The sequence below is a fragment of the uncultured Rikenella sp. genome (assembly GCF_948810725.1).
Classification (GTDB): Bacteria; Bacteroidota; Bacteroidia; order Bacteroidales; family Rikenellaceae; genus Rikenella.
Window position 1 is genome coordinate 62,130 of sequence record NZ_CAQIVA010000001.1, and the last position, 12,212, is coordinate 74,341.

General features: G+C 37.4%; 7 protein-coding genes. All 7 read left to right on the forward strand.

Annotated features, from left to right (window positions below):
- Window positions 1-3: 3 nt before the first annotated feature.
- The 7 genes from Q9S52_RS00335 (at window position 4) to brxL (ending at window position 12,135) form a co-directional block, all read left to right on the forward strand.
- Window positions 4-1,266 (forward strand): type II toxin-antitoxin system HipA family toxin, encoded by a 1,263-nt coding sequence (locus Q9S52_RS00335; RefSeq protein WP_304707552.1) that lies wholly within the window; start codon window positions 4-6, stop codon window positions 1,264-1,266.
- 362 nt (window positions 1,267-1,628) lie between these two features.
- On the forward strand, window positions 1,629-1,832 hold the full coding sequence (locus Q9S52_RS00340; protein WP_195554881.1) for a helix-turn-helix transcriptional regulator: 204 nt from the start codon (window positions 1,629-1,631) through the stop codon (window positions 1,830-1,832).
- A gap of 1 nt (window position 1,833) precedes the next feature.
- On the forward strand, window positions 1,834-4,338 hold the full coding sequence (locus tag Q9S52_RS00345; protein WP_304707557.1) for a phosphoadenosine phosphosulfate reductase family protein: 2,505 nt from the start codon (window positions 1,834-1,836) through the stop codon (window positions 4,336-4,338).
- Between the two features lie 8 nt (window positions 4,339-4,346).
- The gene (locus Q9S52_RS00350) at window positions 4,347-4,772 is read left to right on the forward strand and encodes a hypothetical protein (protein ID WP_304707559.1); all 426 of its coding nucleotides are present in this window, start codon (window positions 4,347-4,349) and stop codon (window positions 4,770-4,772) included.
- A gap of 25 nt (window positions 4,773-4,797) precedes the next feature.
- Window positions 4,798-8,256, forward strand: coding sequence for a hypothetical protein (locus tag Q9S52_RS00355; protein ID WP_304707561.1), 3,459 nt, complete (start codon window positions 4,798-4,800; stop codon window positions 8,254-8,256).
- Window positions 8,249-10,639 (forward strand): BREX-4 system phosphatase PglZ, encoded by a 2,391-nt coding sequence (pglZ, locus tag Q9S52_RS00360; protein ID WP_304707563.1) that lies wholly within the window; start codon window positions 8,249-8,251, stop codon window positions 10,637-10,639. The genes Q9S52_RS00355 and pglZ overlap by 8 nt, the downstream gene beginning before the upstream one ends.
- A gap of 11 nt (window positions 10,640-10,650) precedes the next feature.
- Window positions 10,651-12,135 (forward strand): BREX system Lon protease-like protein BrxL, encoded by a 1,485-nt coding sequence (gene brxL, locus Q9S52_RS00365; RefSeq protein WP_303644622.1) that lies wholly within the window; start codon window positions 10,651-10,653, stop codon window positions 12,133-12,135.
- Window positions 12,136-12,212: the final 77 nt, after the last annotated feature.

Sequence of the window (12,212 nt, forward strand, 5' to 3'; positions counted from 1 at the left end):
TCTATGAAAAAGTTGTATGTATATGCCGATTTCGATTGGCTCAAAGAAGTGGAACTCATTGGCGAACTAGGCTATGAGTCTCTTCGTGGTGCGGACAGCTATAGTTTTACGTTCAATAATGAATGGTTAAGGCAGCACAGCAATCTGTTTTTGAGTGACGACCTGAATAATTACCCGGGACAACAATATACACAACCGGACAAGGATATATTCGGATGTTTTTCTGATGCTTTGCCGGATCGTTGGGGACGTACTTTGTTGTTGCGCCGTGAGCAAATTGCAGCGGCGGAAGAAAAACGACCAATACGGAGATTGTCATCCTTCGATTTCTTGACTGGTATTGATGATTTCTCCCGAATGGGTGGATTCCGTTTTAAGGAAGACCTCAATGGCGAATTTATCAATGTGAGTGAATCATTGAAAATTCCACCTTTGACGGATATTCGGGAACTGATTGCGGCCAGTGCCGAGATAGAGAAATGTGAAGAAAACAATATGCTCCCTGATAGGAAATGGATTGCACAACTTGTGCAACCGGGAACGTCATTAGGAGGTGCAAGGCCTAAAGCCAATGTGATAGATACGGATAAAACTCTTTATGTGGCCAAGTTTCCATCGCGCAAGGATGACTATGATTTTGGGCTTGGGGAGCATTTCAGTCATTTGCTTGCCACAAAAGCAGGGATAAACGCTGCAAAAACAAAAGTGTTGGCAACTGGAGAGAAATATCATACATTGCTGTCACAACGCTTCGATAGAACCCAAGAAGGAAAACGCATTCATTTTGCATCTGCCATGACCTTATTGGGGCTGAGTGATGGTGACAATGCAACTACTGGGCATGGCTATCTGGATATAGTCGACTTTATTATTCAGAGCTGTACCGATGTGGAACGAAATCTCCAGGAACTATACCGTCGTGTGGCTTTCAATATTTGTATAGGCAATAGTGACGACCATTTTCGCAATCATGGTTTCCTTTTGACTGCAAAAGGTTGGACACTGTCTCCTGCATATGACATGAACCCCACGTTGAATGAGTATCAAAGTTTGCTTGTTTCCTCAACTTCTAACAAAGCAGAGTTGAGTATTTTGCTGGATGCTTGCGAAGACTACATGCTAAACCGTAAAACAGCAGAAAAGATTATTTCGGAGGTGATTGAAGCTGTAAAAGGATGGCGCGAATTGGCAACACGATTAAGTATTTCCAAGAGAGAAGCGGATATGTTTGCCGGAGTGTTGGATGGGCGATATAAGGCGGAATGACTACTATAGTGTGCCAAATTACCAAGCGAAAATGCGCCAAATTTCCAAACAAAACAAGTTATAACAGTGATTTACACGTTATTGAAGAATAAAAAAGGGGGGGATTTTTTATTATGCAGCGCGAACATAATGTTTGTGAAGCATAATATTTTTGAAAGGTGAAATTCATTGATAGAAAAATAACATGTAAACGGAAATCTTTATTTGATGTAGGTTCGCATCCAATTTATATCGTATAGTTGTAGAAATAAAATGCGCAGGGTGGGGAAAATGCTAATTTAATTCCATTATTGCATAAATAATTCTCCATATACACTTTATATTAAAGGATTTGATTAACTTTGCATGTTAAATAGCCTATTATGGATAAGGATATAAATAGACTCAAGGTTGTTCTTGCGGAAAAGAAAAGGACAAATAAATGGCTGGCTGAGCAATTAGGGTGTGCTCCAACAACTGTATCAAAGTGGTGTACTAATGCTTGTCAACCGACAATGGAAACATATATTAAGATAGCAAAACTCCTTGATGTTGAACTGGCACAATTAGTAATTATAGAAAAATAAGATGTATAAAATAATATGGGATCCAGAAACTGGTGGAGTCAGAATGTTGTCGCACTTCACTGTCGACACATTGCCCGTGTCGCCACGTCCTGTTTTCTATGAAGAACTTGATATGCTGAAGTTGGACAAATTTGGTTGGCAATATCCAAGATGTCAAGAGCCATTACTGTGGGCTTGCAATAAGCAATATTTCTACAGAGGAACATTTGTTTTTGAAGTTAAAGGTGCAAATATCTATGATGATCCAACCGTAATTTTTCAAGCAGGACAAGAGTCTCTGTCTCTTATTCCGGTTGATGTGAATGAGATGTTAAACAGAGTTGGTGATGAGATGTTTTTGTTGGAGAGTGAGGCTGTTGAGTATATACGAAATATATTTACGCAATATTCTACTGCTCGAAAGTCTGTTGAGAAAGTGGCTGCCAACCAAATTGATTTTGAAGTATTGGCGGCAAATCTTGAGAAGCGCACCAAAAGCAAAATGACAATTGTTAAGCAGGATTGTGATAGTTTTGATGTTATGCCATTAGAACTGGCGCGGGAGCAAGGGAAGAAGACATATCACACAACGAGAATTGATAAATTCTTGGCTTCATTTTCTGGGGGAAAAGACTCACAAGTAGTCCTTGACCTGTGTACACGTGCAATACCTCCCGAGTCTTTTGAGGTTATTTATTCAGATACAGGATATGAACTTCCTCCATCATTAGCACTCTATGATAAAGTCATAGAGTATTACCATCAGAAGTTTCCAACATTGAAATTTTCAGTTGCGCGCAATCATGAGAATGTGATCAATTATTGGGATAAAATTGGAACTCCATCGGACACCCATCGCTGGTGCTGTTCAATTATGAAGACGGCTCCACTATATCGAATGCTTAAAGTTGAGGGAACAAATAAACAGGCGCGCATCCTAACATTTGACGGTGTTCGTGCTGAAGAAAGTACGCGTAGATCTGGATACAATAGAGAGGGGAAGAGTGTAAAGCACTTTACAGTATTGAATGTTAGCCCAATTCTGTATTGGAATACGACAGAAATATTCCTGTATTTATTCAAAAATAACTTGCCGATAAATCCTGCATATCGATATGGTATGACGCGTGTAGGTTGTTTAATTTGTCCATTCTCGTCAGAATGGAATGACTGCATTTCACGCAAATGTTTTTCCAAAAGCCTTAAGCCATTTTTATCAAGAATTGAAGCAATCGTAAATAAAAGCAATATTCCGGACAAAAAAGATTATATTAGACAAGGAAATTGGAAAAGACGTGCTGGAGGAAGAGGCTTGGCTTCTCACTCATTTGTGCAAGTGCTATCAACAACTCCTGATTTGGAGATCTTAGTAACGAATCCTCAAAAGAATATTCTCACATGGCTAAATGCGGTATGCGAGTATGGATTATCTGCAAATAAGTGTGCTGGAGAGATTAAATATGAGAAGATTATTTATCCATTTGTTATTGAGAATAAGGGAAATGCTTTTAAAATTACGTTTAAGAATACACATACAACCCCAACACTTCAAGGGCTGCTTAAGCGTGCAATATACAAATCTACTTATTGCATAAACTGCGAGGCATGTGAGGTGGAGTGCCCAACAGGTGCGTTGGCAATTCTACCTGAAGCTAAAATTGATGCTCAAAAATGTGTTCATTGTCACAAGTGCTTAGATTTCCATGAATTTGGGTGTATCGTTGCACATTCATTAGTCGAAACTAGTTCTAATAAAAATAAAATGAAATTAACAGGATACAATAATTTCGGATTTAATGGCGAATGGCTTGATGTATTTATGTCATCTGCAGATACATATTTTTCAGATAACCTACATGGGTTAAACGTCAAGGAGCAGTTGCCTAATTTTGTTAAATGGTTAGTACAAGCTGAAATTCTGGATGATACAAAATCGAGAAAGCTAACAGAACTTGGATCATATTTAGTTGCATTATATGCTTATATGCCAGACTTAGTATGGGAAGTTATCTGGGTTAATCTTTCATGCAATGCTCCAATAGTAAAATGGTTTATAGAGAATACAGTGTGGAATATTAATCTTACAGAATCGGATGTTAGGGAAAAAGTAATGTTCGATTATCCAACCGATAGCCGGACTACCATAAAGAATATTGTGTATGCACTATTTAGAACGTTTAGAGAATGTCCTATCGGCGAGCGTATTATGCCTCAACAGGATAAGCAGACATATATAAAGACTAGCTACAATGATGCGTCTAGAGAGGTTATTGCTTATTCTATATACAAATTTGCACAAAGTAAAAATATCTCTGAATTAAGGGTTGCGGATTTGTATGATAATAATAACAAATGTGGTATATATAGGGAATTTGGCATTGATAAAGACACTCTAATTAGCCAACTACGATCGCTAAATAGTGATATAAATCCAGTTCTCAATGCGACATTTAATATGGGCTTAGATCATATATCATTGCGTAGCGAATTAAATCCCTTAAGTGTATTGAAACTCTTAACAGAATAGTTAGTCATATGCAATTATCCTTTTATTTAGATTTAATAAAGCAAGTCAATATAGGGAATTACCGAGGTCGTAAGATCTTGGCAAAACCTATTTTTATAATAGCACTTATTGAAGCAATAGAAAAAAGGATAAGTACAAATAATAGATTCTTTTACGAAACATTGGTTGATTTATACAAACAGATATATCATTTGTACATTGGAATGAATATAACTCCTATGCATAAGCCATTCTACCATCTACAAAATGATGGTTTCTGGCATATTCAATATATAAATTCACCCATTTGTATCAACTCTGTTAAAGCGATAAATGGCCATGTGGAGTACGCATATTTAGATAATGCGCTATGGGATTTGCTGCAAGATAAAGAAGCTCGTAAAACGATTAAAGAAGAGATCGTGAGATTCTTTAAGCTTGACGTAAACAATTAACTTGTAAAAATAAAAATTTCATACGATGAAGACGAAATACTCTGACCTAATTGAAATCCGTGAATCGGCTATAGCTTTTAAGATTCATCCGGAAAATGGTGATTGGAGAGACTTTATCCCAAATGGACAGTTTAACGATGTGTTAAGGAAAGTTACAAATGCTGTATATAACAACAATGCAGACTTTCATAAACCATTCTGGATTGCCGGTACCTATGGTAGCGGTAAGAGCCATGCAGGAGCAGTTCTAAAACATCTGCTATGTGATAAGGTAGAGGATATTCGTGAGTATGTTGAAAGAGAGTATAAGGACGATTCTTTGGCATTGCTTCGCTCGGATATATTGAATCTGCGTAGCAAGAAGCGACTATTCCCAGTATCGTTGTATAGCAACGAGAATATGGCTGCAGCCGAAGACTTGCCGTTTGTTCTGCAGAGAGTTATTGTAGATGCATTGAAAGCAGCAGGAATCGAATTTGAGGTTCAAACAGACTTTGACAACTATATTAACGATATAAACAAGGACTCTGAATTCTGGTCACTTGTCATAGATAGGGATGCCCAGCTTAAAGCATTAGCTCCTACGACAGACGTATTGATTGACAAACTTCACGATTGTGACACATCGGTAATTCGTCATATAAAAAATGCTTTACGCAAGCAGAATCGTGTTGTCCCATTGCATAGTGATAGTCTTGAAGACTGGATTTTTGAGGTACAAGATAAGTTGGCTGCACAAGGTGTATATGATGGCCTGCTTATTCTTTGGGATGAATTCACAGATGTAATTAAGTCATCATTCGGTTTGTCAATCCTTGTTACTTTACAGGGTATCAGTGAACGTATGATGATGGCTAAAAATAATTCCTATTTCTTGTTTATCTCACACCCTTCTGCTTTGGATAATTTGCAAGTAGAAGAGCGAGAAAAGACAAAAGGTCGCTACCACTATATGCCATACAATATGGAGACCGTATCGGCATATAAGATTATGTCGCGTAAATTCAAATTTGATGAGGATGACGTCTATTACAAACATAAGCGCAGTGCTTTTGTAGGACCACACGAGAAACTTTATAAGGAATTCGCAACAATATCCACCTCGAATAGTCCAGAGGAGACTGAACAAGACTTGTATAATTTGTTTCCTATTCATCCTGGTACTGCGAATTTGGCAACATATTATGCTCGTGAGGCAGGCTCTTCATCTCGAAGCGTCTTTGAATTCATCGGTGCTAATCCAAAGATTCGTGAGTTTTTCGAAAATGAGGAAGCTTATGCTGACGGTCGAGTAATTACAGCTAATTTTTTGTGGGATTTTGTTGTTGATGAGTTTAATGAAAAGGTGTCGAAGTTTGGTGCCGTTACAGAACGCTTCAACTCGCGCAAATTGCAAGTTGAGAATGAAGGCGGTCCAGAGTGTTATGCTGTTTTCAAGAGCATATTGCTATTAAATGCGCTAAATAACATTGCAAACAATATAACTGTAACACCTTCGGAAGAGAATATCGCTCGCCTATTTGTTGGTACTCATATTGAGCCTAAACTCAAAGACATTCTTGACTATTTGAATGACAATAGTATAATTCAAAGAGCTCCAGGTGGTTTATTCTCGATACAATTCTCTTCACTTCCCACAAAAGAAATTGAAGCGAAAAAGAATGAGTTGAAGCTGACGCAATTCAAGTATACTTCAAGCATTATAAACTTTGGTAGTGAGGCTGACAAACTGTTGAAAATGAATTTCTCGACAGTCACTCGACCAATGGCATATCAAAAATACTCAATTGATAATAATGAGTATTTATTGTTGAATGCAATAGAGAAAGGACGAAAGAATTGTCCTGCATACGAAATATTTGTTGCATTGCTTTTTGCTAGAAATGCTCAAGAGTTAAGTGAGTTAAAACAAATTGCATATAACGCTACCTCAAACGATGAGATTGGCCGCTTTGACAGCACTCTGTTTGTTGTTTATGAAACACCATTTGGGGATACAAATTACGAGCGATTTATAGAGTATCAAGCAAATGCCTCTGTCGCTCGTAGTCATAACTCTACAGAGCAAGCTGAAACACACATTGCATCTGCAAATGCAATGATTAAGGAGTGGGTTCAAAAGCTACAACGAGCTACATTCTCTTATTTTTTGAGAGATCAAAACAGTGTTAGCTCTGGTTTGAAGATTGCTCTTACAATTAACTCTTGTGTCGCTCCGACAATCTTCTCAAGCGGACCTGATTCTTATGATTTGCTTCGTTCTAAGTCTGCAACGTATTGGCGAAAACAATTGGCTAGAGATACCGTCAAGACCGTATTGACCAATAATACTAAAACTGATATCAGTAGTCGTTGTACGGGGCAATATGCTCATATGGCGTTATTGCTTCAAGATAGCGTTGATGAGAATTTGGAGTGGAAGCCTTCGATCAGTCCATTGCATCCGTTAAAGCTTGTGGCTGATTTTATAGACAAAAAACTTCATAGTGTTAATAAGAATACTGATTTTAATCTTGTAGAGCGACTAAAAGAATTAACTCTGCCTCCATTTGGACTTTTCCAGTCATGTGCTTGTATGGGTATGGTTGCATTTGCAATGCGTAAGTATGTCAAGCAGATTTTTGATACAAATGGAAAACCTCTCGATGCGACTCATATTGCAGATGCTGTTATTAAGATGTTTCAGGCTTGGGAATCTGATAAGGTGAACAATACTCTCAACTTTATGTTTGAGACGAAAGAGTCTGGAGAACTGTGTAGATTGTTCGTTCAAAATTTCAGATTGAATGAGCTTAAGGGTTATAATGATATTAGTAGTCTAACAGATGCACGTTGGGCTCTTACGCATGAGTATATAACTGAAAAAGGATTTCCTCTTTGGTCATTAAAGCATGCAACAAATTTTGATAACTTGCGGGGGTTAATTGATAATATTGTAAAAATTAGTACTGAAAAAGACTTCCGAAACCAGCCTCACTTGATGTCGCAAACGCTTGCAGAAATAAAGCAATTCAAATTTGAATTAAAGGAATTGCTAAAGCATACTAATGCATTCAAAGAAGGTTTCTCGGCATTTGTAATGGGCGTTGCAATAGAAAAGGGTCTTCCACTCAAAGAAGACGAGGTCGATGAGGCAATAGCCGGTATGCGTAAGCACTTAGGTGGCGATATTGGTTATTGGTCGGAAGAGGAGGCTCGCAATGCATATGTGATATGGAGGGCTCAGCTTCTTGAAGAGGAGCGCAGAAGACAAGAAGAGGAATTGCGTCGTCAAGAGGAAGAGATTCGTCGTCAGCAGGCTAACGACATGAGGACTGAATACACTGCATCGGAATTTGACAAACTCAATCAACGGAAAGCAGCTGCAATTGCCAAAGTGAAACAGATTAAAGATGCAGATATAGCAAAGGCAATTCTTGAAAAAATTATAGAAAAGACAAATAATAGCTTAGTAATTAGTCTTATCAACGAATACGATGCTTAAGTCATTTGGAACAATAGATGATATGCTTGTTGCAATTGATGCTGACAAAAATGTAACAGGCAGTAATGCTGGTACAGCAAATCGCTTTCCAGTCCGATTTGTATTGTTTGATAACTTTAGAGACTCCTACGAGTTTATCTCTAAGATGTCGGATAAGGATATCGAAATACAAAGTGTTGACAAGTGGATGAATCCTCAATATGACGATATGTTTATATCTCGTATTGAACTGGCTAATAATATCGAGAAATATATTGGAGATATTAACGGTGAGGATTGTGTTGTGGCTCCTTTCTCTGAGCTTGCTCGTTTCTATGACAATATTGAGCACAAAGAATTCGATGCCCTTATCACAAAGTTAAAATCTATTCAGAGTACCAACATCGCATTTGATAAACATCAGCGTATATATATTGTTATTGTGGGACAATATAGCAAAATTTCAAATTTTGAAAATGACCCACAAATGTTCGCTTGGTATTTAAAATCTGATGACAAGCAGTTTAATTATCGTTTGGTATTATCTAATGGTACTGATTATGATGTACGTAATTTAAAGAATAGATATACTGTTGTAAACAACCTTAAAGAGTGGCTCTATTTGTGGAGAAATGGAATGGATATCGCCAATACTATTATTTCCACTTCACCATCTATATATGCATACGAACAGAATGCTTTACCTGATAATGCATTTGATTTTGACAAGTGTGAGAATGTGTATAAGTTTTTAACACTCGGATTAAAACTTTCTTTTGGCAATGTGCAGTATAAGGAATGTGATGATGCGCATTGGAGAGAGTTGGCCGAAAAAATAGATGTCACGAATTTCGTTTTTTCAAAGTTTCTTAAACAGTATTTCCATTTATTTGAACTTAAGGATTATCGAGATTTCATCAAAGCATGGCATAGTACAGATGACAGCTTTGATAAATGGTTGCTAGTAACGTACTACTTAAGCGAGTTTGATAAGTCAGATTATCTGTTTTCCGCATTGCAGAATTGTCGCACCTACACAGATCGAGAGTTGTTCGAACAATTAATGTTGGCTGTTTTTGACTTTGAAGATATGTCAGCTCAATCAAGTATTCGTCTAGATGTTTTGCGAATATTCAAGTATAAAGGAGCATTATCAAAGGAGGCGCAAGAAACACTAGAGGAAAGGCTAATTAAGGTCGCAACAGATTATGGGTTTAAAACAGCTGCAAACCTTTTGACTCCATTCACAAGTGTAGAAAAAGAAATTGCTGTTAAGTGGTATGGAGAAGGTAATTTGGCTGTATGCGATCTGCGAGAAAACTTTTCTATATTCTATTGCTACCTGCAAAATAATGTGTTGCCGATTGATTCACAAGATTGGATTGAAAATTATATTGAAAAATATAAGAAAGCAAAGTTTTCTAATAAGTACGATCAGAGTGTTAGTGATGCGTTGCTTGTCCATAGTTCCAATGATGTTGCATTTAACTCATGGTATCAAGATTATAGAACGGTGCGTACTATTCTTGCTGATAGAGACGATATAGATGTGTTTTATTGGATTGATGGACTTGGTATAGACTGGATTCCTGTTGTCCAACATATTATAGAGGCTGAAAAACAAAATGGTATTTATCTAAACGAGGTCATTGTTGGAAAATCATTATTACCAACAGTGACATCCATAAATAAGGTTGATTTAGAGAAACTAGTTCCTAGCAAGCTGGTAAAGACTGGAGATCTTGATAATTTGGCTCATAAAAACAACAACAAGTATCCTGCATATATATTAGAAGAGTTTGATGTAGTTACAAATGCTATTCGTAGTATAATTGATGAGTATGCAGGTAAAAAGATTGCTATTGTGTCAGACCATGGGTTAACGCATTTATCTCAATATTGTGCAGGGTTAAATCTAGCGGGCTTTGAATCAGATCATCATGGTCGACTTGCAAAAAAGAAGAGTGGTGTTTCGCCTGACAATAAGTATATTGTTGTGAATGAGGATACTGCTTGTGCTTTAGAACACTCTTCGTTATGTGGTAAAGTTCCTACCGGGCAAGCGTCTCATGGAGGAGCTACACCAGAAGAGGTATTAGTTCCAATTTTCATTATATCAAACCAAGAGTCTGTACAATCATGGACAGCTAAGTTGCTTACAAAAGAGTTGTCAGCGACAGCGCCTATAATTAGATTTGAAATTAAGGGATTAAAAGATGAGATTCCTTTCGTGGTTTATAATAGTAAATCGTATAAGCTTAGCAATATTACAGGCAACGAATATCAGAGTGCTCGCATTGAGTTAGTTCAAAATGCGAGAGATATTGTATTAAGTATTGGCTCATCAAAGCAGAATTACCAGATTGACATTAATTTTGGTGCCGAAGAAGAAGACCTATTTTAACATAGATGCGTATGAAAACAGAAATTAGTAATAAGATAAAGAACTATTTTGCCTCAATGGCAATTTATAAGGATCCTGCTTCTACTAATAGTTTATTTGCAGGCCGTAATCTACCGTCTTTTGTTAAAGATTTTGTACTAAAAAAATATATTAATACTACGGGACAGGTTGATAGAGGTGCTCTTACCGCATTTCTTGATAAAGTGATACCACAAGAGGCTGCTTTAGTTAAAGATTGTTTAGGTAGTGGTCAAGAGCTAACATTGCTCACTCGCTTTATCATCTACATAGATTTGGTCAAAGGTATTCGTCGTTTTGCTATTCCCGATTTAGGTATAAAATTAAACGAGGGACAAATTCCAGACTATGTGTATAATCAGCATGTTGGAGACTTGGTTGATGGAGAGAAGTGGGGCGTTATTAAGCTTTGTGTCCTTCCTGATATGGATGGTAAAAAAAATCATGTCGAGATGGTTGATTACAAACCATTCAAGCCATATAAGTCAGTTGACATGAGCTATTTGCGAGAGGCAAGAAGAGCTTTTACAACAACAGAGTGGCTTGATGTCCTTTTGTCCGCTATGGAGTATGATCCAGATGGCTTTGAATGTATTAGTCAAAAATTAGAGTTCTTGACTCGTCTGCTAATATTTGTAGAGCCCAGATTAAATGTGATAGAGCTTGCGCCCAAGGGCACAGGTAAGTCATATGTATTTGGTAATTTATCAAAATATGGTTGGCTTGTTAGTGGTGGTAAGGTGACAAGGGCAAAGCTCTTTTACGATAAGCAAAAGCAACAAAATGGCATAATCAAGAACCATGACTATACAGCATTTGACGAGATACAGACCATTGTATTTCAGGAACCTGCTGAGATTCAAGCAGCCTTAAAATCATACCTTGAAAGTGGTAAGACTACTATTGATAACACGGAGTTCTCTTCCGAGTGTGGACTGATGTTAATGGGGAATATTCCTCTGAACAAACAACATAGACCGTTGTCATACCGTTACTTCGATTCTCTTCCTCAGAACTTTAGAGAATCTGCTCTATTAGATCGTTTTCACTGCTTTATTGAGGGGTGGTATTTACCTCGAATCAACAAGAGCATGATCTTTAAAGGTTGGACGATTAACGTGGAGTATTTCTCGGAATTGATGCATACTTTGCGTACCCAGAATTCTTATGGACTGCTTTTCGATGCCCTAGTAACATTTGATTCCAACGCAGATATGCGAGACTTTAATGCTGTAAAGCGCATAGCTACAGCCTATATGAAGTTGTTGTTCCCACACTGGCAGAATGTATCAGATGTTGATTATGAAGAGTTTGATCAGTATTGCCTACAGCCAGCAATTCTTCGTCGAGGTATTATCAAAGCACAATGCCATAACATTGATGAAGAGTTTAATACAAAAATGCCTAAAATAGAAGTGCGAAAGGCAACTGTTGAGTATAATTCGGATTTTAATCACGCATTGGATGTGTCAATATAGTATTATGGGCATAAATAGAGAGCGAAAAATTGACTGGATATAGAATCGGGATTATGTCAAACGGCATTCAATTTATA

Excerpts from the sequence above, each read along its gene's own strand:
- Q9S52_RS00335 (WP_304707552.1), top strand. The coding sequence starts at position 4 with ATGAAAAAGTTGTATGTATATGCCGATTTCGATTGGCTCAAAGAAGTG.
- Q9S52_RS00340 (WP_195554881.1), top strand. The coding sequence starts at position 1,629 with ATGGATAAGGATATAAATAGACTCAAGGTTGTTCTTGCGGAAAAGAAA.
- Q9S52_RS00345 (WP_304707557.1), top strand. The coding sequence starts at position 1,834 with ATGTATAAAATAATATGGGATCCAGAAACTGGTGGAGTCAGAATGTTG.
- Q9S52_RS00350 (WP_304707559.1), top strand. The coding sequence starts at position 4,347 with ATGCAATTATCCTTTTATTTAGATTTAATAAAGCAAGTCAATATAGGG.
- Q9S52_RS00355 (WP_304707561.1), top strand. The coding sequence starts at position 4,798 with ATGAAGACGAAATACTCTGACCTAATTGAAATCCGTGAATCGGCTATA.
- pglZ (WP_304707563.1), top strand. The coding sequence starts at position 8,249 with ATGCTTAAGTCATTTGGAACAATAGATGATATGCTTGTTGCAATTGAT.
- brxL (WP_303644622.1), top strand. The coding sequence starts at position 10,651 with ATGAAAACAGAAATTAGTAATAAGATAAAGAACTATTTTGCCTCAATG.